Raw genomic sequence first — 23,201 nt, 5'->3', positions numbered from 1 at the left:
TGGGTGGTGCGCGCGCAGCTCGGGGAGCGGCTTGGCGTAGGACTCTGCTGCCCACCGTAGGGGTGCGGGGGCCCGCTGACGCTTGTCCGAAGCGGCGTAATCCGTCGGGGCGCCTCTCCGTGGTGGAGTCCGGCGGGTGTTGACGGCACGCCGGTTCGCTGCCGGCCGCATCGGGCGGGCGTGTCCCGATACGTCGAGGGGTCCGTGGCCCTCCTCTACTCCCCCGGCTGGGTCGACGTTGCCTTCAGGGCCAGCCACAGCTCCATGCGGACGTCCGGGTCGTCCAGCGAGCGGCCCAGGATCTCCTCCACCCGCCGCATCCGGTAGCGCAGGGTGTGGCGGTGCACGCCCAGGTCGGCGGCGGCCGCGTCCCACTGGCCGTGCCGGGCCAGCCAGGCGCGCAGGGACGCCACCAGGTCGCCGCGGCCGGTCGCGTCGTGTTCGCGCAGCGCCCGCAACAGCCCGTCGGCGAAGGCGCGTACGGCGTCGTCGGCGAGCAGCGGGAGCACCGAGCCGGCGGCCACGTCCTCGTGCTCGACCAGGGCGCGGCCGCGGCGGCGGGCGACGGAGAGGGCCTGTTCGGCCTGCCGGTAGGCGTGCGCCGCGGCCATCGGGCCGGTGGGTGCGGAGAGGCCGATGGCCAGTGACTCGGCCTGTGGTTCCCGGCCGGTGCCGGGTCGGGCGGACCGGCCGCGCGCCCGCGGCTGCGCGCCGAGCCGGGCCTCGGTCGCCGCGGCGAACGCGGTGCAGGCGTCCGCGGCCGCGCCCCCGTCGGCGACCAGCACGATCAGCCGGCCGCCGTCCGGCACGGCGAGCAGCGCCTCACCGGTGCGGGCGGCGGCCGACTCCATGGCGTCGGCGAGCGCCTCCAGGACGGGCGTGGCGGCGGCGCCTCGGGGGCCTGTCGGTGCCGACGGGGTGGCGGGCTTGGGGGCGGTCGGCTGGTCGTCGGCGGGCACCGGCTCGGCCACCAGCACCCGGAACGGGGCGTCCAGGAGTCCTCCGTAGAGCCGGCCGGAGACCGTCCGGGCGTGGTCCGGCTCGCCGGCCAGCAGCATCTTCAACACCGCGGCGCCGAGCCGCTGTTCGGCGTCCTGGAGCGCCCGGGACCGCTCGGTGGTCAGGGTGAGCAGCGCGACGGCCGAGTGCACCGCGTACCGCTCGGCGGTGCCGAGCGGGGCGCCGGTCCCCACGGCGAGCACGCCGCGCGAGCGCCGCCCGGTGCCCAGCGACTGCAGCTCCACCCGGTCGTCGCCCTCGGCGTCGCTGACGACGGCGCTGGCCGGCGCGGGCCGCTCCCGGAGCCGCGCCACGTCCTCGGCGAGCCGGGCCGCGCGCCGGGCGGCCCACTCGGGGGCAGCCGCCACCACCGCGCCGGACGCGTCGTAGAGCGCCGCCCAGCCGCTGAGGTGCGCCGCGAGCCGGCCCAGCAGCTCGGCCGGGCCCTCGGCCCCGAGCGCGGCCCGGGTCAGTTCGCGCTGGGCCTCGAAGCCGGCGGTCACCGCGCGGTACTGGTCGGCCGCGACGGCCGCCGAGACCGCCTTGCTGATCGCGATGAACGGCGTCCGGCGGGGCACCCCGAGCAGCGGCAGGCGGTGCCGGCGCGCCGCCTCGACCAACGCCTCCGGCGCCGCCTCGTAGTTCACCCCGACCGCGAACCCGAGCCCGACGACGCCGGCGCCGGCGACCCGCCGCACATAGCGGTCCGCGGCCTGTGGATCCTCCGCGTCTAGCTTCAGCGCGGTGATCAGCAGCAGCTCGCCGCCCTCCATATAGGGCACCGGGTCGATCAGCTCGCTGGCGTGCGCCCAGCGCACGGGGACGTCCAGCCGGTCCTCGCCCGCGAGCACGGCCAGCTTGAGCGCGGTGTGGTTGACCAGCGAGGCGAGGGTGTGCGGCATGGGACCTTCGGGGGCTTGGGCGGACGGCACGACCCCGACCGGCGGCCGGGTCCTCAAGCCGGCCTCCCGCCGACCTCCGCCGATCGTCCGCGCCGCCCGTATGAACGGCGGGCGTGTGCACCGCCCTGTATGAACGGCTGGTCTCGATTCTGCCTCAACGGAGGGTTTGCGGAACACTCCCCGATCGGGGCCCGCGCCCGCCGCTACGCCCGGAGGTCGACGAGGACCGGTGGGGCGTGCTCGCCGTCGACCGTGGTCACCGACAGCACCGCGTGGCCGGCCGGGAGCGCGTTCGCAAGGTCGGAGGCGGACCAGCGTTCGCGTTCGACGGTGCGGACGGTGATCGCCTTGGAGGTGGCGGCCTTGCCGGTGACCAGCTGGCGGACGAGGTGGAACGCCTTCATCCCGGCGCCGTGCGCGATGATTTGACGATCCGTCACGTCACGGGTCTCCACCCACTCCTTGCCCCACACCTCGGCGAACGGCGCCCCGTCCCAGGGCGTGACGCCCGCGAACGCCATCCGGCAGCCCACCGAACCGAGCAGTGCGCTGCGCAGCCCCTCGGGGACGTCGTCCAGGGAGCGCAGGGTCAGTACGGCCCCGGCGTTGGCCGAGCGCAGCCGCTGGAGGCCGCGCAGCGCCTCCGCGGTGATGGTGTGCGCGGCCTCGTCGAGGACCAGGCAGGCGAACAGCGAGCGGTCGGTGCGGGCCACCGCGCACTCGGTGAACTGGGCCAGGACCAGCCGGGCGAGAATCCGGGACGCCTCGGCGTGACCGCGTTCGGGGAGCTCGATACGGACCCGGAGGGGGTGGTCCAGGGAGCGCAGCGAGACCTGGCGGGTGGCTCCCGTGGGGTCGAAGAAGGCGGCGAAGGCGGGGCGGTCGAGCAGCGCGATGCGGTCCGCGAGGAGCAGCGCGACGTCGCCGGGGCGCTGCGACTGGCGGGCGCGGGCGTCGAGTTCGCGCAGCAGGGTGACATCGCCGGTCGCCTCCAGGGCGGTGCGCAGCGCGGCGACCGCCTGCGGCGCACCGTCCAGCAGCTCACGGAGCTCGGGCACGGTCGGGAAGCGGCCGTGGGCGGCGCGGAACGGGCCGAGCAGTTGGGCCAGGGCGGTCGCCGCGCGCCGGCTGTCGCCGCCGGGGAGCTGCTCGGCGAGGTCGCCGACCAGCGCCTCGGCGAGGATGCCGGCCGCCTCGTCGGGGTCGGTGGTGCCGCCGTAGAGGTCGAGGTCGCACGCCGGGTCGGGGCGGCCGATGCGGACCACCACGTCGAAGGCGTCGTCGGGGCCGAGCGCGGAGCCGGCCGGGCCGACGGCGACGACCGCGCACTGCCCGGCCAGCGCCTGGAGGCACATCGCCTCCACCACCGGGCGCACCAGGTGGGTGGTCTTGCCGCTGCCCGCCGGGCCGACGGCCAGCAGCGAGGTGCCCAGCACCCGGGGCTCCAACGCACAGCCGGTGCCGCGGTGTTGGTACGGATTGCGCGGGTGGTCGGCGGCGGTGCCGATCCGGACCTGGTGGGCGAGCAGGTCGTGCTGCGCGGTGCGGCGGGCCAGGTCGCGCTGGCCGGAGGGGTGGGCACAGGCCGCGGCGCCGTGCCGCAGGACGGTGTCGGTGAAGGAGGCCAGGGAGTTCCGCCCGGAGCGCACCGAGCGCCAGGCGCGCCCGATCCGGGCCACGTCCACATCGTTCATCGCGCCGGCGCGGGCCTCGGCGGCGAGCCGGTCGGCGGCGTCCGGGGCGCCCTGCGCGCGGAGTTCGGGCCACTGCGCGGGGTCGGTGGCGGGTTCGGCCTTGGGGGTGGGGGGGTGGGTGCGGAGGTGGCGGACCAAGGGGCCTGCGAGCCGACGGATCAGCTCGGGCCAGCGGCCGAGGCGGCCGAAGACGAACGCGATCCCGAGGATCCACAGTCCGTAGTAGGCGTTGCTGAGCACCAGGTACGCCGTGTGGTCCCCGGCCGTTTTCGCCGCCGCCCATGAGTCCGGCCGCAGGAGTTGGAGAGGCCAGTACCAGTACGGGCCGAGATAGCCGTTCCATAGCAACGACCACAGCAGCCATCCGCACAGGAACGAGACGATCGCCCCACTGATCAGCTGCCGGGCCGGCACCTGATCGGGCTCCTTCTGTGGGCGCGGCCGATGCCCATACGTCCACACCCCCGGCGGGGCCGCCGGCCGGGCGGTGCGCAGCCAGTTCAGCAGCGGCGGCTGCGGACCGGCGGGGCCGGCGGTCCGGGGCGGAAGGGTGGGCCGTGGCGGCGTCCGCGGCGCGGACGGTCGTGGTACCGCCGGATCGGGGCGTCGCTCCCCGGACGGCGGGGGTGCGGCGGTGTGCTGTGCGTCCTGCGTGCCCTCGGTGTCCATCGGGTGCCCCTTGTCCCCCTTGAGACGTGGCCTGCCGCGGCGGTGTGCCGGCCTGTCGGTGTCATGCCCGCGCGGGCGCGCCGTCCTCCGGCGTGCCGCCGCTAATTTACTGGCCGCCGGCCGCGGCTATGTCCGGTGCGGACAACGCAACACGCGCACTTCTCCCGAACGGAACATGCCAGACCCGCGCCACCGCCCCTAACCTGCGAGAACAACACCCCTGAACGTCCGCGTTCCACCCCCAGGAGACTGCCATGACCGAACTGTCCGGAGGCCCCGCCCTCCCCCAGGAGCGTCGCGTCGTCACCGCGATCCCCGGCCCCAAGTCCCAGGAGCTGTGGGCCCGTAAGCAGAACACCGTGGCCGCCGGGGTCGGCGCCGTGCTGCCCGTCTTCGTCAAGCGCGCGGGCGGTGGGGTCCTGGAGGACGTGGACGGCAACTCCCTGATCGACTTCGGCTCCGGCATCGCGGTGACCTCGGTCGGCAACAGCGCGGAGGCCGTGGTCCGTCGGGCCACCGCGCAGCTCGCCGACTTCACCCACACCTGTGCGATGGTGACGCCGTACGAGCCGTACATCGAGGTCTGTGAGCTGCTGGCCGAGCTGACGCCGGGCGACCACGACAAGAAGTCGGCACTGTTCAACTCCGGTGCGGAGGCGGTCGAGAACGCCGTCAAGATCGCCCGCGCGTACACCAAGCGCCAGGCGGTCGTCGTCTTCGACCACGGCTACCACGGCCGCACGAACCTGACGATGGCGCTGACCGCGAAGAACATGCCGTACAAGCACGGCTTCGGCCCGTTCGCGCCCGAGGTCTACCGGGTGCCGGTGGCCTACCCCTACCGCTGGCTGACCGGCCCGGAGAACTGCGCGCAGGAGGCCGCCGAGCAGGCCATCACGCAGATCACCAAGCAGATCGGCGCGGAGAACGTCGCGGCGATCATCATCGAGCCGGTGCTCGGCGAGGGCGGTTTCATCGAGCCGGCGAAGGGCTTCCTGCCCGCCATCGCGAACTTCGCGAAGGAGAACGGCATCGTCTTCGTGGCGGACGAGATCCAGTCCGGTTTCTGCCGTACGGGCCAGTGGTTCGCGTGCGAGGACGAGGGCGTGGTGCCCGACCTGATCACGACGGCGAAGGGCATCGCGGGCGGTCTGCCGCTGGCGGCGGTGACCGGCCGCGCCGAGATCATGGACGCCGCGCACTCCGGCGGCCTGGGCGGCACCTACGGCGGCAACCCGGTGGCCTGCGCCGCCGCGATCGGCTCCATCGAGACCATGCGCGAGCTGGACCTGAACGCCAAGGCCAAGCGCATCGAGGAGGTCATGAAGGGCCGTCTGACCGCGATCCAGGAGAAGTTCGACATCATCGGCGAGGTCCGCGGCCGCGGCGCGATGATCGCCATCGAGCTGGTCAAGTCCGGTTCGAAGGACCCGAACCCGGAGGCCACCTCGGCGCTCGCCAAGGCGTGCCACCAGGAGGGTCTGCTGGTGCTGACGACCGGCACGTTCGGCAACGTGCTGCGCTTCCTGCCGCCGCTGGTCATCGGCGAGGACCTGCTCAACGAGGGGCTGGACATCCTGGAGGGGGCGTTCGGCGCGCTCTGATCGGGGACCGACTTCCGGGTGCGGCCCGGGGCGCGGCGCGGCCGTGTCCCGGGCCGCACCGCGTGCGCTGGGGAGGCGGTCACGGTCGTCCCGTTCAGCGCCGGACGGGGCTCATCTAGGCTGCCGCGGGGGCGCGTTGAGGGGGCGCCGGGGGCGCGTGAAGAAGATGTGCGAGGGCAATGGCGGGCGCGTGATGCGGCTTACGGGGCGCGCTTCCGGTGTCGTACGGTCTCTCCAGATGAGAGAAACACCCGCCCGCAAGGGACTGCGGGTGATGCCCGGTCGGTGCTCCCCGGCTTCGACCTGGCCGTGCCTCGCGCACACCACCGGGACCCCTGGCACGAGGGGCTCCGGGAATCCTCACCGATCGGATGTCCGCGCGCCCCAGACCCCCCGGGGCGCGCGGAACACCGGTCCATGCGGCCGCTCCTGGACTACCCCCCTGTTCCGGAGCGGCCGCTCTCTTTTTTGGTTGGATGGGTCGGGTTGGGTTGAGTTGGGTGGATTCGTTGGACGCGTGGGCGTCGCGCGCGCGTGACAAGCGGGCGTGGTGCGCGGGGTGTTGGGGGTGGTGGGTGTGTCGGGTGTGAAGCGACGGTCCTGGGGGCGGGCGTTCGGCCGGGCCTTCGGGCGGCGGTACGCGCTGGTCGCGCTGTGCAGTGCGCTGGTCTTCGGGTGGGCGGGCTGGCAGGTGGCGGCCCATGGGGCGGTGCGCGGGTTCGACGAGCGGCTGGGCCGCGACGTGGCGGCGAGCGCCGCTCCCGGGCCGCTCGCCCAGTTCTTCGCCGATCTCGGCAACACGGCCGTGGCGCTACCGGTGTTGGTGGCCGCGGCGGGATGGGCGTGGTGGCGGACGCGGCGCGGGGCGCGCGCGGAGTCGGGCGGCGCGGGCCGCAGCGGCCGGGCGTGGGTGCCGCCGGTCGCCGCCCTGGGGGCGCTCGCCGCGGTGCCGGCGCTGGTCGTCCCGTTCAAGGCGTGGCTGGACCGGCCCGGGCCGCCGCGGATGGCCGCGGTGCACGAGGGCTTCTTCCCCTCGGGACACGGGGCGACCGCGGCCGTCGCGTACGGGCTGGTGGCGCTGCTGCTGCTCCGGGCGTACGCGGTGCGGCGCGGGCCGTCCGGCAAGGCCGCGGCCCCCGTCGCGCGGGTGGTCGCGGCGGGGGCCGGGCTGCTCAATGCGGGCGTCGGGCTGGGGCTGGTGCGCCAGGGGTACCACTGGCCGCTGGACGTGCTCGGCGGCTGGTGTCTGGCGGGGGTGTTGTTGCCCCTGTGGTGCGCGGTGTGCGACCGGTGGGGCGGGTGGGACGTGTAGGCCGTCTCCCCCGCGGCCTCAAGTCCTGCCCGTTCCCGATGAGTTGCCAGGGCCTACCCGGCCCTGACCTACCGGACAGGCGCTAGCCGCCGTACCCGCCGCTCACGGCACGTTGATCGGGTCGACGAACGTGCCCGGGTGGGTGGCCCCGGACTGGTCCAGGATGGCGCCGCCCCAGGGCCACTGGAGCTGGAAGTGCTTCTTCTCGTTCGGCGGGGTGATCAGCACCTGACCGGGCTCGACCTTCTTGTCGTCGGCGCGGGTGGTGGGCAGCAGGCTGATGTTGAACGAGGTGTGCGCGTTCGGCTTCAGCACCTTGGGCTGCGCCGCCTTGGTCGAGCGTCGCAGGTCCCAGGTGGTGCCGTCGGTGCCCTTGATCTGGACGCCGGGGAAGCCGGAGATGCGGCAGGGGGCGCCGCTGATGTTCTTCAGCCAGACCGCGGCGATCTGCTGCTGGTCGCTCTTCATGTCCGGGCGGCCGCCGCCGTCCGAGCCCCAGCCGGCCTGCATCCCGTCGGTGGTGCAGCGGGCGATCTCCTTGCCGGAGCCGCCCTGTTGGCCGCCGTTGACGGCCGCCGCGCCGCCGGAGCCGTGCGAGGCGTCGGGGGCCGCGCCGTCCGCACCGCCGGTCGAATCGCCGGAGCCCTGCGAGCCGGTGCTCCCCTGTGCGCCGGAGTCCGCGGCGGAGACGGAGGCGGCGGGGGCGGCGTCGGTACCACCGGTTCCGTTGCAGGCCGTGAGGCCGAACGCGGCGGCGGTGAGCAGCCCGGCGACGGCGGCGGTGCGGCCGTGGCGGAGCGTGGTGCGGTGCGACATGGGGTCCCCCTCGAAGATCGGCTGTGCGGTGTGGTGTTCCGTTCGCGGTCACCACTCTCCACGCGGGCGCTGTTGATCGACTAACGGTTCACTAACAGTCGTGCGGGCCCGGACTAGTTGGTCCGGGCCCGTGCGCTCACTCCCCCCGGTCGCGGGCCGCCACCGCCGCGTGCAGCGCCAGTTCCAGCGCGACGGGATCGGTGAGCGTGCCGGTGCCGTCCGGCGGGACCAGCCAGCGCACCCCGCCGGTCGCCCGGCCGGGATACGGCACCACGATCCAGGTGCCGCGGCCGGCGCCGCGGACCCCGGTGCCCAGCCAGTGGGCGACGGTCCCCGCCGGGACGAAGAAGCCCGTGCGGGCGTCCCGGAAGTCGGAGAGCACCGGGCCGGGGCGACCCCGGTCCCGGGCCAGCACGTCCACCGCCGGGCGACCCAGCCGGCCCTCGACGATCAGGACGTCCCAGCATCGGCCGGCCTCCAACAGCGCCACCCCGAGCGGGTTGCGCTCCCATGCGCGGCGGCAGGCATCGGGGTCCGGCGCGGCCGACACCAGCCAGTCCACTGCGGCGTTCGCCCCCGTTGCGGTCATCTTCCCCTCCCCTTTCCCGGCCCGGACGGGCCGTGTCACCCAGGGGAGAAGGGGGCGCGCGGTGATCCTTACGCGGGTCCGCGGGGAAATTTCCGCGGACGCCGGACAGACGCGGGGCAGGCGCCGGGCAGGCGCGCTCCGCACGGACCCGGAGCGGACGTGGCCGCAACCGCCGCGGGGCGGGCGGCCGTTGCGGACCACCCGCCCCGACGGGCGCTCCCGGTGGATCAGCTGTCGAAGCCCAACCCCACCGCGTCCATGGCCTTCAGCCACAGGTTGCGCCGGCCGCCGTTCTCGTCGGCGCGGGTCATCGACCACTGGGTGACGCCGATGCCCAACGAGCGCACCGGCTCGGGCGGGAACGGCAGCGGCTTGGTCCGCACCATCTCCAGCTCGGTCCGCTCGGTGCGCTCCCCCGCCAGCAGGTCGAGCATCACCTCCGCGCCGAAGCGGGAGGCGCCGACCCCTAGGCCGGTGAAGCCGAGCGCATAGGCGGCCCGGCCGCCGTGGGCGGTGCCGAAGAACGCCGAGAAGCGGGAGCAGGTGTCGATGGCGCCGCCCCAGGTGTGGGTGAAGCGGAGCCCCTCCAACTGCGGGAAGCAGGTGAAGAAGTGCTGCGCCAACGTGCGGAAGGTGGGCGGGTGTTGGTCGTACTCGGCGCGTACGCCGCCGCCGTAGCGGTAGACGATGTCGTAGCCGCCCCACAGGATGCGGTTGTCGGCGGTGAGGCGGAAGTAGTGGAAGTGGTTGGCGCTGTCGCTGAGGCCGGGGCGGTTCTTCCAGCCGATGGCGGCGAGTTGCTGCTCGCTGAGCGGTTCGGTCATCAGGGCGTAGTCGTAGACCGGCACGACGTACGGGCGGATCCGCTTGACCGGTGACGGGAAGGCGTTGGTGGCCAGCGCCGCCTGGCGGGCGAAGACCCGGCCGTAGGGGGTGCGCAGGGCGATCCCCGGTCCGCGCGAGGAGAGTTGGGTGCCGGGGGTGTGCTCGTAGATGCGCACGCCGGCGGCGAGGCAGGCCCGTTTCAGGCCCCAGGCGAGCTTGGCCGGGTGCAGCATGGCGACGCCGCTGCGGTCCCACAGGCCGGCGAGGAAGGTGGGCGAGTCGACCTCGGCGCGCACCGCGTCGCGGTCGAGGAACTCCGGTCCGGTCAGGCCCAGTTGCTCGGCCTGCTCGGCCGTCTCGCGGAGTTCGTCGACCTGGTGCGGGGCGGTGGCGACGTCGATCTCGCCGGTGCGCTCGAAGTCGCAGTCGATGCCGTGGCGGGCGACCGCGTCCTCGATGGCGTCGAGGTTACGGGCGCCGAGCTCCTCCAGTTTGGCCAGTTCGTCGGGCCATCGGGCCAGCCCGTTGCCGAGACCGTGGGTGAGGGAGGCGGCACAGAAGCCGCCGTTGCGGCCGGAGGCGGCCCAGCCGACCTCCTGGCCCTCGACGAGGACGACATCGCGCTGCGGAGCGCGCTCCTTGGCGATCAGCGCGGTCCACAGTCCGGAGTACCCCCCGCCGACGACCAGCAGGTCGCACGTCTCGTCGCCGACGAGGGCGGGCTCGGCGGCCGGCCGGGCCGGGTCCGCCAGCCAGAACGGCGTGGGGGCGGCGTCGGCCAGGGCATGGATGGGGGCGGCGGCCCCCGAGGTCTTCATGGCAGCTCGTGCCATGGTTCTCAGCTCCTCTAGCTGCATTTAGCTGCATTCAGCTTTATTTGGCTGTACTTGGCTGCACTTAACCGTGTTTGTCGTGCTTGCGACGGGAGCCGACCAACTGGCCGACGAGCACGCACACGACGGCGACCAGGAACATCGCCGTACCGATGACATTGATCTGAACGGGCGTGCCCCGCTGTGCCGATCCCCAGACGAACATGGGAAAGGTCACGGTGGAGCCGGCGTTGAAGTTGGTGATGATGAAGTCGTCGAAGGAGAGCGCGAAGGAGAGCAGGGCGCCGGCGGCGATGCCGGGCGCGGCGATCGGCAGCGTGACCCGCAGGAAGGTCTGCACCGGGGTGGCGTAGAGGTCCTGGGCGGCCTGTTCCAGCCGCGGGTCCATGCTCATCACGCGCGCCTTGACGGCGGTGACGACGAAGCTCAGGCAGAACATGATGTGCGCGATGAGGATCGTCCAGAAGCCGAACTGGATGCCCATGTTGAGGAAGAGGGTGGCCAGGGAGGCGGCCATCACGACCTCGGGCATCGCCATCGGCAGGAAGATCAGGGTGTTGACGCCGGCCCGGGCGCGGAAGCGGTAGCGGGCCAGCGCGAACGCGATCATGGTGCCGAGGACAGTCGCGCCGACCGTCGCCCAGAGGGCTATCTGAAGGCTCAGCGCGAGCGAACCGCACATGTCGGCGACGCCGCACGGGTCACTCCAGGCGTCGGTGGAGAACCGCGTCCACTGGTAGTTGAAGCGGCCGTTGGGCTTGTTGAAGGAGAAGACCATCACCACGACGTTGGGCAGGACCAGGTAGGCCAGCGTGGCCAGTCCCGCCAGGGTGACGAGGTGGCGGCGCAGCCAGCGCAGGCCCGGGACGGTGCCGCGCCGGGGTGCTCGCGGGGTGGACGGGGTGGTGGCCGCGCGCTGCGCGGTGGTGTCGGTGGCCGCCATCAGACCAGGTCCTCCGTCCCGGACTTGCGGATGTAGAGCGTGACCATGGCGAGGATGGCCGCCATGAGGATGAAGGAGAGCGCGGCGGCGGTCGGGTAGTCCAGCACCCGCAGGAACTGCGACTGGATCACGTTGCCGATCATCTTCTGGTCGGTGGAGCCCAGCAGTTCGGCGTTGATGTAGTCGCCGGCGGCGGGGATGAAGGTCAGCAGGGTGCCGGCGACCACACCGGGCATGGACAGCGGGAAGGTGACCCGACGGAAGGTGGTGGCCGGGCGGGCGTAGAGGTCGCCGGCGGCCTCGTGCAGCCGCGGGTCGATGCGCTCCAGCGAGGTGTACAGGGGCAGCACCATGAACGGCAGGAAGTTGTAGGTCAGTCCGCAGACCACGGCCAGGGGGGTGGCCAGCACCCGGTGCCCCTCGGTGAGGCCCAGGGCGTTGGTGAGGTCCAGGACGTGCAGCGCGTTGAGGGTGCCGACCACCGGGCCGCCGTCGGCCAGGATCGTCTTCCAGGCCAGCGTGCGGATCAGGAAGCTGGTGAAGAACGGGGCGATGACCAGGATCATCACCACGTTCCGCCAGCGGCCGGCCTTGAAGGCGATCAGATAGGCCAGCGGGTAACCCAGCAGCAGGCAGAGCGCGGTGGCGACCGCCGCGTAGCCGACCGAGCGCACGAACTGCGGCCAGTACGCGGCCAGCGCGTCCCAGTAGGTGACGAAGCGCCAGGTGAGCTTGAAGCCCTCTTCGAGGGAGCCGGTCTGGAGCGAGGTGGACGCCTGGTACACCAACGGGGCGGCGAAGAAGACGACCAGCCAGAGGATGCCGGGCAGCAGCAGCCAGTAGGGGACCAGCCGCTTGCGGGTCGGGGGCTTGCGCAGTGGCGGCGCCCCGTCCTCGGCCTGCTCCTCTGGTGGGGCGGCGGTGGCGGTCATGCGGCCTCCTCGTCGAGGTCCGCGCCGGCGGTGATGTCCTGGTCCGCGTCGAGCCCGAAGGTGTGGTCCGGGTTCCAGTGCAGGACGACGTCGGCGCCGGGGACCAGGCGGCCGTCCCGCCCGATGTTCTGCTCGTAGACGGCGAGTTCGCCGATCCCGGGGACGTCGACGACGTACTGGGTGGAGACGCCGATGAAGCTGGCGTCCCTGACCCGGCCGGTGAGCCGGTTGTGTCCTTCGGGGACCGCGTCGGCGTCGTCGGCGTGCGCCAGGGCGACCTTCTCGGGGCGGATGCCGGCCAGCACCCTCTCGCCGGTGCGGGCCGTGGTGCTACATCGGCGGGCGGGCAGCCGGAGGGTGGCGGTGCCGGTCGTGAGGCGGAGCTGGGCGCCGCCCGCCTCGGCGACCTCGGCCGCGATGAGGTTGGAGGTGCCCAGGAAGTTGGCGACGAAGGTGGTGCCGGGGTTCTCGTACAACTCGGCGGGGGCGCCGAGTTGTTCGACCCGGCCGCCGTTCATCACGGCCACGGTGTCGGCCATCGTCATGGCCTCCTCCTGGTCGTGGGTGACGTGCACGAAGGTGATGCCGACCTCGGTCTGGATGCGCTTGAGCTCCAGCTGCATCTGGCGGCGCAGCTTGAGGTCGAGGGCGCCCAACGGCTCGTCCAGCAGCAGCACTTGGGGGTGGTTGATCAGCGCGCGGGCGACCGCGACCCGCTGCTGCTGGCCGCCGGAGAGCTGCTGCGGCTTGCGGCGCGCCATCGGCCCCAGCTGGACCAGGTCGAGCATCTCCTCGACCTGCTTCTTCACCGACTTGATGCCGCGTCGGCGCAGCCCGAAGGCGACGTTCTCGTAGATGTCCAGGTGCGGGAAGAGCGCGTAGTTCTGGAAGACGGTGTTGACCTGGCGCTTGTAGGGCGGCAGGGCGGTGACGTCCGCGCCGGAGAGTTCGACGGTCCCGGTGGTGGGCTCCTCCAGGCCGGCGATCATGCGCAGGGTGGTGGTCTTTCCGCAGCCGGAGGCGCCCAGCAGCGCGAAGAACGACCCGGCGGGGATGGTGAGATCGAGCGGGTGGACGGCGGTGAAGGAGCCGTAGGTCTTGCTGATCCGGTGCAGGCGGACGTCGCCGCCGCTGCTTTGGGGGGTCGCGGTACTGGTCATGTGGTCGTCCCGTGGGTCGGAAAGGGGGGAGAACGGGTCGGGCGGCCCGGTGCGCGGGCCGGGCGCCGAAGCGACCGGCTCAGGCGCCGGTGAGGTCGGAGAACTTCTGGTTGAACACCCGGTTCTCCTGGGGGTTCAGGGCGCGGAAGGAGTGGGACCTCGCGGTCATCTCCGCGTCCGGCAGGATCAGCGGGTTGGCCGCCAACTCCGGGGCGATCCTGGCGAGTTCCGCGCGCACCCCGTCGACGGGGCAGGCGTAGTTGATGTACGCGGCGAGCCGGGCCGCCACCTTCGGCTCGTAGAAGTAGTCGATGAGCCGTTCGGCGTTGCCCTTGTGGCGGGCCCTGCTGGGCACCATCAGGTTGTCGGTCGACGTCATGTAGCCGGCCCGGGGGACGGTGTACCGGATGCGGGGGTTGTCGCGTTGGAGCTGGACGATGTCGCCGGCCCAGGCGACGCACGCGGCGAGGTCGCCCTTGTCCAGGTCGGTGGTGTAGTCGTTGCCGGTGAAGCGGCGGATCTGCCCGGTGTCGACGCCCTTTTGGAGCCGGGCGAGGGCGGCGTCGAAGTCGTCGGCGGTGACGTCCTCGGGGCGCTTGCCCATGTCGAGCAGGGTGAGCCCGACGGTGTCGCGCATCTCGGAGAGGAAGCCGACCCGCCCCTTGAGCCGGGGGTCGTCCAGGAGTTGGCTGATCGAGGTGACGCTCCGGCCGCCGGTGGCCTCGGTGTTGTAGGCGATGAGCGCGGGGATGCTCTGCCAGACGTAGGAGTGCCGGCGGCCCGGGTCCCAGGTGGGGTTGCGGAACTGCACGGCCAGGTTGGCGCTGGCGTGCGGCAGTTGGTCCCGGTCGAGCGGCTGGATCCAGCCCAGGGAGATCATCCGGGCGCACATCCAGTCGGTGAGCACGATCAGATCGCGGCCGGTGTCCTGCCCGTTGGCCAACTGCGCCTGGATCTTGCCGAAGAATTCGTCGTTGTCGTTGATGTCCTCGGTGTACGTCACGGCGATGCCGGTGCGCCGCTGGAAGGCGTCCAGCGTGGGGTGGCGGCGGCCGTCGTCGCTGGCGTCCATGTACTGCGTCCAGTTGGAGAAGTGCAGGCGCCGCTCCCCCGCGGAGTGGTCCACGCTCAGCGCGGCGTCGGTGCGGCCGGCGGGGGCGATCCCGCAGGCCGACAGGGCGGCGGCGGGGCCGACCACGGCCGCCAGGGCGCCGCCGGCGCGCAGCAGCGAGCGGCGGGTGAGGGCGAGCCGGCCGGTGGTCAGGCTGCGGCGCAGGGCGGTGAGTTCGGCCGCGGACACGGGCGCCGGGGGCGCGGGCTGCTCGGGGTGCTCCATGCGCTGGCCTTTCAGGGTGTGGCCGGCGTGCGGCCGGTGGTGGCGGTGGTGCGGCCCCGGCCGCGGGCGGTGGGGCGCCCGCGGCCGGGGCGCCTTGGTGGGCAGGGTCAGGCGGGGTCAGGCGCGGTCCCCGAAGATCGTCCGGTGCCAGTCCTTCCTGGCCACCCCGGTGTTGTCGTACATCACGTGCTTGACCTGGGTGTACTCCTCGAAGGAGTACGCCGACATGTCCTTGCCGAAGCCGGACGCCTTGGCGCCGCCGTGCGGCATCTCGCTGATGATCGGGATGTGGTCGTTGACCCAGACGCAGCCGGCGTTGAGCTCGCGGGTGGCCCGGCCGGTGCGGTAGACGTCCCGGCTCCAGGCGGAGGCGGCCAGCCCGTAGGGGGTGTCGTTGGCGAGCGCGAGGCCCTCGTCGTCGCCGTCGAAGGGCAGCACGACCAGTACCGGGCCGAAGATCTCGGACTGTACGACCTCGCTGTCCTGGGCGGCGCCGGTGATCAGCGTGGGCCGGTAGTACGCGCCCTTGGCCAACTCCCCCTGGGGCGCCTCGCCACCGGTGACGACGGTGGCGTAGCCGCGGGCCCGCTCGACGAAGGCGGCCACCCGGTCCCGCTGGGCGTGCGAGATCAGCGGCCCGAGGTCGGTGGACTCCTCGAACGGGTCGCCCAGCCGCACGGTCGCCATCAGGTCGGCCACCCCGCTCACGAACGCGTCGTAGAGCGGCCGTTGGACGTAGGCGCGGGTGGCGGCGGTGCAGTCCTGCCCGCTGTTGATCAGGGCGCCGGCGACCGCGCCGTGCACGGCGGCCTCCAGGTCGGCGTCGTCGAAGACCACGAACGGGGCCTTGCCGCCGAGTTCGAGGTGGATCCGCTTGACGGTCCCGGTGGCGATCTCGGCGACCCGCTTGCCGACGGCGGTGGAGCCGGTGAAGGAGGTCATCGCGACGTCGGGGTGGCCGACGAGGCGCTCACCGGCGTCCCGGCCGGCGCCGGAGACGATGTTGAGCACACCGTCGGGCAGTCCGGCGCGCTGCGCGGCCCGCGCGAACAGCAGCGAGGTCAGCGGGGTGATCTCGGCGGGCTTGAGGACGATCGTGTTGCCCGCGGCGATGGCCGGCAGCACCTTCCAGGCGGCCATCTGGAGCGGGTAGTTCCAGGGGGCGATCGAGCCGACCACGCCGATCGGTTCCCGGCGGATCACGGAGGTGTGGTCGCCGCTGTATTCGCCGGCCGCCTTCCCCTCCAAGTGGCGGGCGGCGCCGGCGAAGAACGCGGCGTTGTCGACGCTGCCCGGAACGTCGAACTCCCGGCTGAGCTTGATCGGCTTTCCGCAGTTCAGGGATTCCGCGGCGGCGAGCTCCTCGGCGTCCTCGGCGAGCGCCGCCGCGAAGCGGTGCAGGACCTCGGAACGCTCACCGGGCGTGGCCCCGGCCCAGCCCGGGAAGGCCCGCGCGGCGGCCGCCACCGCGGCGTCCACGTCGGCGGTGGCGGCGAGTTCGTACCGCAGGACGGTCTCGCCGGTGGCCGGGTCCACAACGTCCTGCGTACGGCCGGAAGTTCCGCTGCGCAGACCCCCGGCGATGAATTGCGCCCCCTCGGCGAATCGCTCGGCCGCTTCGAATCGCTGGAACCGTTGATCCATCGTGCTCTCCTCCGCCGGGCCCGCAAGGCCGCTCAGCCGCACTGCCAGGCGTAGCTATTTCCGGAATCGATGGCCGATCCTGACAGAGCGGAAGGCAACCAACAAGTGATTCCGTTGTTGCCTTTTGGTTACGCAACGAATTCTGCGAATTCGGTGGCGAAAAACCCCGACACGTTGTCAGTGCCCGCTGACAGAATCCCGGCATGATGCACAACGGTCCGGGGACAGCCCCGGCAAGCACCGCCGACCGCGGCGCGGACGGGCCGCGCACGGTCGAGGAGTTGACCGCGCTCGCCGCCACCGGCCAGCGGATGCAGTACCTCACCTTCTGGGGCCACCGCCCGCCCCGCGACGGCGGCATCGGGGCGAGCTGCCTCAGCCAGTGGTGGCCCGCCCCCTTCACCGTCGACGGCGTCCGGTACGCCACCGCGGAGCACTGGATGATGGCCGGCAAGGCCCGGCTGTTCGGCGACGCCGAGGCGGAGCGGCGAGTGCTCGCCGCCGGCCACCCCGAGCAGGCCAAGGACGCCGGCCGGACGGTCACCGGCTTCGACGAGGCGGTCTGGCGGCGGCGCCGCTTCGCCCTGGTCGTCGAGGGCAGCCGGCACAAGTTCGGCCAGGACCCCCGGCTCCGGGAGTTCCTGCTGGGCACCGGCTCCCGCGTCCTCGTGGAGGCCAGCCCCGTGGACCGCATATGGGGCATCGGCCTCGCCGCCGACGACGACCGCGCCGCGGACCCGGCCCGCTGGCGCGGGCTGAACCTCCTGGGCTTCGCGCTGATGGCGGCCCGCCAGCAGTTGGCCGAGGCGGACGGCACCGCCGCCGACGACCGCTGACGCCCGGGCGGCCGCCCGGCCCCGCCCCCACCGCCCCGGGCCCGCCCCGCCCCCGTCCTACGATGGCCGGATCGCATCCACCGCCGAGCCCACCTCACCAGGAGGAACGTTGTCCGACCTCGACGCCTTCATCGCGGGCCTGCCCAAGGCAGAGCTGCACGTCCACCACGTCGGCTCGGCCTCCCCCCGCATCGTCTCCGAACTCGCCGCCCGGCACCCGGACTCCGCGGTGCCCAGCGACCCCGAGGCGCTCGCCGACTACTTCACCTTCCGCGACTTCGCCCACTTCATCGAGGTCTACCTCTCCGTCGTGGACCTCATCCGCGACGCCGAGGACGTCCGGCTGCTGACGTACGAGGTCGCCCGCGACATGGCCCGCCAGCAGATCCGCTACGCCGAGCTGACGCTGACCCCGTTCAGCTCCACCCGCCGCGGCATCCCCGACGCCGCCTACGTCGAGGCCATCGAGGACGCCCGGAAGGCCGCCGAGACGGAGCTGGGCGTGGTGCTGCGCTGGTGCTTCGACATCCCCGGCGAGGCCGGCCTGGAGGCCGCCGAGGAGACCGCCCGGATCGCCTGCGACCTCCAGCCCGAGGGCCTGGTCTCGTTCGGCCTCGGCGGCCCCGAAATCGGCGTCCCCCGGCCCCAGTTCAAGCCGTACTTCGACCGCGCCCTCGCCGTCGGGCTGCGCTCCGTCCCGCACGCCGGCGAGACCACCGGCCCCGGCACCATCTGGGACGCCCTGACCGCGCTGCGCGCCGAGCGGATCGGCCACGGCACCAGCGCCACCCAGGACCCGAAGCTGCTGGCCCATCTCGCCGAGCACCGCATCCCGTTGGAGGTCTGCCCGACGTCCAACATCGCCACCCGCGCGGTCGCCACCCTGGAGGAGCACCCGCTCAAGGAGATGGTCGACGCCGGCGTCCTGGTCACCATCAACAGCGACGACCCCCCGATGTTCGGCACCGACCTCAACACCGAATACGCCGTCGCCGCCCGCCTGTTGGACCTGGACACCGCCGGTCTGACCGCCCTCGCCAAGAACGCCGTCACCGCCTCGTTCATGGACGACGCGGCCAAGTCCCGGCTCTCGGCCGAGATCGACGCGTACGCGGCCGGGTGGCGCGGCTAGGGCTGTCCGATGGGTCAGGGGGCGGAGCGGCCCTGGTCGAGCTGCCGACGCCCCGTGCGGCCACCCGCCGTTCGACCGGGCGGCCGCACGGAGCCCGGAGCGCACGCGTCGACGCCCCGGCCCCCTCCGCTCCCTCCCCCTACAACCCCACGATCCCGTTCCACGCCTTGGCGAACTCGACGCGCTCCTTCGCCGTGATGTCCCGCGCGATGGCCAGCCGCTTGCGCAGCGCCGCATCGGGGAAGATCAGCGGGTCCTCGGCCAGTTGGGCCCGTTCCTTGTCCTTGGACGCGGCCAGGACCTCCCGCGCGGCCGGCACCGGGCAGACGTAGTTGACCCAGGCGGCGAGCTCGGCCGCGACCTCCGGCTGGTAGTAGTAGTCGATCAACCGCTCGGCGTTCCGCTTGTGGGCCGCAAGGTTGGGGATCATCATGCTCTCCGCCCACAGCTCCGCGCCCTCTTGGGGCACCACGAACTCGATGTCCGGGTTGTCCGCCTTGAGTTGGATGACGTCGCCGGAGTACGCCTGCGCGGCGAGCACATCGCCGGAGTCCAGGTCCTTGATGTAGTCGTTGCCGGTGAACCGGCGGATCTGCCCCTTGCGGACCTGCGCGCGCACCTGGTCGATCATCCGGTGGAAGTCGTCGGCGATCCAACGGGTGATGTCCACGCCGTTGCCCTGGAGCAGCATCGCGAACGCCTCGTCCAGCCCGGCCAGCAGCGTGACCCGGCCCCGCAGGTCGTCCTTCCACAGGTCGGCGGTGTGCCGGATCTCCCGGCCCAGCTTCCGACGGTTGTAGGCGATGCCGGTGATGCCGGACTGCCAGGGGACGGAGTGCCGCCGGCCGGGGTCGAAGTGCGGGCCGCGCAGCAGCGGATCGAGGTTCCTGGCGACGTTCGGCTGGGCCCCGCGGTCCATCGTCTCGACCCAGCCCAGCCGGACGTACCGGGCGCACATCCAGTCGCTGATGACGATCAGGTCCCGCCCGGTGGGCTGGTGGTTCATCAGCGCGGGGCTGATCTTGCCGAAGAACTCGTCGTTGTCGTTGATCTCCTCGGTGTACGTCACCGAGATCCCGGTGCGCTTCTGGAACGCGTCCAGCGTGGGGCGGCGCCGCTTGTCGTGGTCGTCGACGTCGATGTAGAGCGGCCAGTTGGCGAAGACCAGCTTGTGCTCGCGGGCGGAGCGGTCCGGGGCCTCGCGGTCGGCGGCCTCGACGTAGGCCGGCGGCACGCCGCATCCCGTCATGGCGGCCAGCGCCCCGGTCACACCGATTCCACCCATGCCCCGAAGCAGCGAACGCCGCGAAAGATCAGCCATGGCGAGCACTCTCACGCGTCGCGGGCGAAGGCGGCAAGAGACAGAGCGTCGGTTGCCGGGCCTCCGCCCGCGACGGTGTGTCGAGCGTTCCGGGTCGCTCGACGGCGCGAACCCCCTTACGGGGACGGCCGGTTCAGCCGTCCAGCGAGGTCATCACGTGCTTGATCCGGGTGTAGTCGTCGAAGCCGTAGGCCGACAGGTCCTTGCCGTAGCCGGACTTCTTGAAGCCGCCGTGCGGCATCTCGGCGACCAGCGGGATGTGGGTGTTGATCCACACGCAGCCGAAGTCGAGGACCTTGGACATCCGCATCGCGCGGGCGTGGTCCTTGGTCCACACCGAGGACGCCAGGGCGTACTCGACGCCGTTGGCCCACTGGACCGCCTGCTCCTCGTCGACGAACGACTGGACGGTGATCACCGGGCCGAAGACCTCGTGCTGGACGATCTCGTCGTCCTGCTTCAGGCCCGAGACGACGGTCGGGGCGAAGAAGTAGCCCTGCTCGCCGACCTGTTCGCCGCCGGCCTCGATCTTGGCGTGCGCGGGCAGCCGCTCGATGAAGCCCTTGACCTGCGCCAGCTGGTTGGCGTTGTTCAGCGGGCCGTAGAGCACGTCCTCGTCGTCGACCGCGCCGGTCTTGGTCTCCGAGGCGGCCTTGGCCAGCGCCGCGACGAACTCGTCGTGGATGGACTCCTGGACGAGCACCCGGGTGGCGGCCGTACAGTCCTGGCCAGCGTTGAAGTAGCCGGCCATCGCGATGTCCTCGACGGCCTTGGGGATGTCGGTGTCCTCGAAGACCACGACCGGGGCCTTGCCGCCGAGCTCCAGGTGGACCCGCTTGAGGTCCTTGGACGCGGACTCGGCCACCTGCATGCCGGCGCGCACCGAGCCGGTGATCGACGCCATCGCCGGGGTCTTGTGCTCGACCATCAGCCGGCCAGTCTCCCGGTCGCCGCAGACGACGTTGAACACGCCGCGGGGGTGACCGAGTTCGTCCAGGACGCTGCCGATGATCTCGGCGATCAGCACCGTGGAGGCGGGGGTGGTGTCGGAGGGCTTGAGGACCACGGTGTTGCCCGCGGCCAGCGCCGGGGCGAACTTCCAAACGGCCATCATCATCGGGTAGTTCCACGGCGCGACCTGGGCGCAGACGCCGACCGGCTCGCGGCGGATGATGGAGGTGAAGCCGTCCATGTACTCGCCGGCCGAGCGGCCCTCCAGCATCCGGGCGGCACCCGCGAAGAAGCGGATCTGGTCCACCATCGGCGGGATCTCCTCGGAGCGCACGAGGGCGATCGGCTTGCCGCAGTTCTCGGACTCAGCGGCGATCAGCTCCTCGGCGCGCTCCTCGAAGCGGTCGGCGACCTTGAGCAGGACCTTCTGGCGCTCGGCCGGGATCAGGTCGCGCCAGGCGGGGAAGGCGGCCTCGGCGGCGGCCATGGCCGCGTCCACGTCCGCGGCGCCGGAGAGGGGAGCGGTGGCGTACGCCGCACCCGTCGCCGGGTTGACCACCTCCGTGGTCCGGCCGTCGGCGGCGTCCCGGAACTCCCCGTCGATGTAGTTGCGCAGACGACGCAGTGCGGTGGTCACTGTGCGCCCCCTTCAGTCAGTGTCAGATGTCCGGTGGTTGCGCTCCCACACTAGCCGCGCGGACCACGTTTTCAACACACCCACACCCTTCGAACAACGGAATCAGTGAAATCTCTGTCGATCGACAACTGATTTCATTGATTCAGGGTTGCCATACCGTCGAACCTCGTGCACAGTGAAGGACGTGGCGCCCCGTAATAGCAGTCATGACAGAACCGGCACCCCGTCGATCGACTCCGTCTCCCTGGCGATCATCGAGCAGCTCCAGGAAGACGGGCGCCGTCCGTACGCCGCGATCGGCAAGGCCGTCGGCCTGTCCGAGGCGGCGGTACGTCAGCGCGTACAGAAGCTGCTCGACCAAGGCGTGATGCAGATCGTCGCGGTCACCGACCCCCTCACGGTCGGTTTCCGCCGGCAGGCAATGGTCGGCATCAACGTCGAGGGCGACCTCGACCCCGTGGCCGACGCCCTGACGACCATGGAGGAAGTCGAATACGTCGTCATGACCGCAGGCTCCTTCGATCTCCTCATCGAGATCGTCTGCGAGGACGACGACCACCTTCTGGAAATGATCAACAAGCGGATCCGCACGCTTCCCGGCGTCCGATCCACCGAGAGCTTCGTGTACCTCAAGCTCCGGAAGCAGACCTACACCTGGGGAACGAGATAGCAATGAGCGCGGACCTCTCCAAGACGGCGTACGACCACCTGTGGATGCACTTCACCCGCATGTCGTCGTACGAGAACGCCCCCGTGCCCACGATCGTGCGCGGCGAGGGCACCAACATCTACGACGACAAGGGCAAGCGCTACATCGACGGCCTCGCCGGCCTGTTCGTGGTCAACGCCGGCCACGGCCGGGTCGAGCTCGCCGAGACCGCCTACAAGCAGGCCCAGGAACTGGCCTTCTTCCCGGTGTGGTCCTACGCCCACCCCAAGGCCGTGGAGCTGGCCGAGCGCCTGGCGCACTACGCGCCGGGCGACCTCAACAAGGTCTTCTTCACCACCGGTGGCGGCGAGGCCGTCGAGACCGCCTGGAAGCTGGCCAAGCAGTACTTCAAGCTCGTCGGCAAGCCAACCAAGCACAAGGTCATATCCCGCGCGGTCGCCTACCACGGCACCCCGCAGGGCGCCCTGTCGATCACCGGTCTGCCGGGCCTGAAGGCCCCCTTCGAGCCGCTGGTCCCCGGCGCGCACAAGGTCCCCAACACCAACATCTACCGCGCCCCGCTCTTCGGCGACGACCCCGAGGCGTTCGGCCGCTGGGCCGCCGACCAGATCGAGCAGCAGATCCTCTTCGAGGGCCCGGAGACCGTCGCCGCCGTCTTCCTGGAGCCGGTCCAGAACGCCGGTGGCTGCTTCCCGCCGCCCCCCGGCTACTTCCAGCGGGTCCGCGAGATCTGCGACCAGTACGACGTGCTGCTCGTCTCCGACGAGGTCATCTGCGCCTTCGGCCGCCTCGGCACCATGTTCGCCTGCGACAAGTTCGACTACGTCCCGGACATGATCACCTGCGCCAAGGGCATGACCTCGGGCTACTCCCCGATCGGCGCCTGCATCATCTCCGACCGCCTCGCCGAGCCGTTCTACAAGGGCGACAACACCTTCCTGCACGGCTACACCTTCGGCGGCCACCCGGTCTCCTCGGCCGTGGCGCTGGCGAACTTCGACATCTTCGAGCGCGAGGGCCTCAACAAGCACGTCCTCGACAACGAGGGCAAGTTCCTGAGCACCCTCCAGAAGCTGCACGACCTGCCGATCGTCGGCGACGTCCGCGGAAACGGCTACTTCTACGGCATCGAGCTCGTCAAGGACAAGACCACCAAGGAGTCCTTCAACGACGAGGAGACCGAGCGCGTCCTCTACGGCTTCCTCTCCAAGGCGCTGTACGACAACGGCCTCTACTGCCGCGCCGACGACCGTGGCGACCCGGTCATCCAGCTCGCCCCGCCGCTCATCGCCGACCAGCCGGTCTTCGACGAGATCGAGCAGATCCTGCGCTCCGTCCTCACCGAGGCCTGGTCCAAGCTCTGATCACGGCACCCCCTCCTGGTCCGCTGGGAGAC

Annotated in this window: 18 protein-coding genes; 6 read left to right on the top strand and 12 right to left on the bottom strand. The window is 72.0% G+C overall.

The window, feature by feature from the left end; translation table 11 throughout:
- Positions 1–215: 215 nt before the first annotated feature.
- Entirely contained in the window at positions 216–1,901 is a 1,686-nt protein-coding gene (locus ACFVFQ_RS18360) for a PucR family transcriptional regulator (RefSeq protein ID WP_383416654.1), read from the bottom strand.
- A gap of 203 nt (positions 1,902–2,104) precedes the next feature.
- Positions 2,105–4,264 (bottom strand): ATP-binding protein, encoded by a 2,160-nt coding sequence (locus tag ACFVFQ_RS18355; protein WP_383416652.1) that lies wholly within the window; start codon positions 4,262–4,264, stop codon positions 2,105–2,107.
- Positions 4,265–4,518: 254 nt separating this feature from the next.
- On the opposite strand from ACFVFQ_RS18355, the gene gabT reads away from it, so the two are divergent.
- Positions 4,519–5,868, top strand: a complete 1,350-nt coding sequence (gene gabT, locus ACFVFQ_RS18350) for a 4-aminobutyrate--2-oxoglutarate transaminase (protein ID WP_383416649.1) — start codon at positions 4,519–4,521, stop codon at positions 5,866–5,868.
- A 586-nt stretch (positions 5,869–6,454) separates the two neighbouring features.
- Positions 6,455–7,180, top strand: coding sequence for a phosphatase PAP2 family protein (locus ACFVFQ_RS18345; protein ID WP_383416646.1), 726 nt, complete (start codon positions 6,455–6,457; stop codon positions 7,178–7,180).
- 102 nt (positions 7,181–7,282) lie between these two features.
- Here ACFVFQ_RS18345 and ACFVFQ_RS18340 read toward each other — a convergent pair whose 3' ends face one another.
- The 8 genes from ACFVFQ_RS18340 to ACFVFQ_RS18305 form a co-directional block, all read right to left on the bottom strand.
- On the bottom strand, positions 7,283–7,996 hold the full coding sequence (locus tag ACFVFQ_RS18340; protein WP_383416644.1) for a DUF4232 domain-containing protein: 714 nt from the start codon (positions 7,994–7,996) through the stop codon (positions 7,283–7,285).
- A 136-nt stretch (positions 7,997–8,132) separates the two neighbouring features.
- Positions 8,133–8,585, bottom strand: coding sequence for a hypothetical protein (locus tag ACFVFQ_RS18335; protein WP_383416641.1), 453 nt, complete (start codon positions 8,583–8,585; stop codon positions 8,133–8,135).
- A gap of 227 nt (positions 8,586–8,812) precedes the next feature.
- Complete coding sequence (locus ACFVFQ_RS18330) at positions 8,813–10,243, bottom strand: NAD(P)/FAD-dependent oxidoreductase (protein WP_383416636.1); 1,431 nt, start codon at positions 10,241–10,243, stop codon at positions 8,813–8,815.
- 64 nt (positions 10,244–10,307) lie between these two features.
- Positions 10,308–11,186: an ABC transporter permease gene (locus ACFVFQ_RS18325; protein ID WP_383416633.1), complete on the bottom strand. Its 879-nt coding sequence runs from the start codon at positions 11,184–11,186 to the stop codon at positions 10,308–10,310.
- Entirely contained in the window at positions 11,186–12,118 is a 933-nt protein-coding gene (locus ACFVFQ_RS18320) for an ABC transporter permease (RefSeq protein WP_383416630.1), read from the bottom strand. Before ACFVFQ_RS18320 ends, ACFVFQ_RS18325 begins: the two co-directional genes overlap by 1 nt.
- Entirely contained in the window at positions 12,115–13,278 is a 1,164-nt protein-coding gene (locus ACFVFQ_RS18315; RefSeq protein ID WP_383416627.1) for an ABC transporter ATP-binding protein, read from the bottom strand. The genes ACFVFQ_RS18320 and ACFVFQ_RS18315 overlap by 4 nt, the downstream gene beginning before the upstream one ends.
- Before the next feature lie 79 nt (positions 13,279–13,357).
- Positions 13,358–14,614 carry a spermidine/putrescine ABC transporter substrate-binding protein gene (locus ACFVFQ_RS18310; protein ID WP_383416624.1) on the bottom strand — a complete coding sequence of 419 codons (1,257 nt, stop codon included), beginning with the start codon at positions 14,612–14,614 and terminating at the stop codon, positions 13,358–13,360.
- 117 nt (positions 14,615–14,731) lie between these two features.
- The gene (locus tag ACFVFQ_RS18305) at positions 14,732–16,258 is read right to left on the bottom strand and encodes a gamma-aminobutyraldehyde dehydrogenase (protein ID WP_383416621.1); all 1,527 of its coding nucleotides are present in this window, start codon (positions 16,256–16,258) and stop codon (positions 14,732–14,734) included.
- Between the two features lie 203 nt (positions 16,259–16,461).
- Between ACFVFQ_RS18305 and ACFVFQ_RS18300 the strand changes: the two genes are divergently transcribed.
- Positions 16,462–17,094 carry an NADAR family protein gene (locus tag ACFVFQ_RS18300; protein ID WP_383416618.1) on the top strand — a complete coding sequence of 211 codons (633 nt, stop codon included), beginning with the start codon at positions 16,462–16,464 and terminating at the stop codon, positions 17,092–17,094.
- Between the two features lie 109 nt (positions 17,095–17,203).
- A complete protein-coding gene (locus tag ACFVFQ_RS18295; RefSeq protein ID WP_383416615.1) occupies positions 17,204–18,226 on the top strand; it encodes an adenosine deaminase in 1,023 nt (340 codons plus the stop codon).
- Between the two features lie 139 nt (positions 18,227–18,365).
- On the opposite strand, the gene ACFVFQ_RS18290 is transcribed toward ACFVFQ_RS18295, so the two are convergent.
- Both ACFVFQ_RS18290 and ACFVFQ_RS18285 read right to left on the bottom strand, forming a co-directional pair.
- Entirely contained in the window at positions 18,366–19,547 is a 1,182-nt protein-coding gene (locus ACFVFQ_RS18290; protein WP_383416612.1) for a spermidine/putrescine ABC transporter substrate-binding protein, read from the bottom strand.
- Between the two features lie 133 nt (positions 19,548–19,680).
- Complete coding sequence (locus ACFVFQ_RS18285) at positions 19,681–21,135, bottom strand: gamma-aminobutyraldehyde dehydrogenase (protein ID WP_383416610.1); 1,455 nt, start codon at positions 21,133–21,135, stop codon at positions 19,681–19,683.
- A gap of 175 nt (positions 21,136–21,310) precedes the next feature.
- On the opposite strand from ACFVFQ_RS18285, the gene ACFVFQ_RS18280 reads away from it, so the two are divergent.
- Together ACFVFQ_RS18280 and ACFVFQ_RS18275 are read left to right on the top strand one after the other, a co-directional pair.
- Positions 21,311–21,805, top strand: a complete 495-nt coding sequence (locus ACFVFQ_RS18280; protein ID WP_383416605.1) for an Lrp/AsnC family transcriptional regulator — start codon at positions 21,311–21,313, stop codon at positions 21,803–21,805.
- A gap of 2 nt (positions 21,806–21,807) precedes the next feature.
- On the top strand, positions 21,808–23,169 hold the full coding sequence (locus tag ACFVFQ_RS18275; protein WP_383416601.1) for an aspartate aminotransferase family protein: 1,362 nt from the start codon (positions 21,808–21,810) through the stop codon (positions 23,167–23,169).
- The last annotated feature ends 32 nt before the right edge of the window (positions 23,170–23,201 follow it).

Source organism: Streptomyces sp. NPDC057743 (assembly GCF_042798755.1).
Lineage (GTDB): Bacteria > Actinomycetota > Actinomycetes > Streptomycetales > Streptomycetaceae > Streptomyces.
This window is presented reverse-complemented; position numbering and strand designations above follow the sequence as displayed.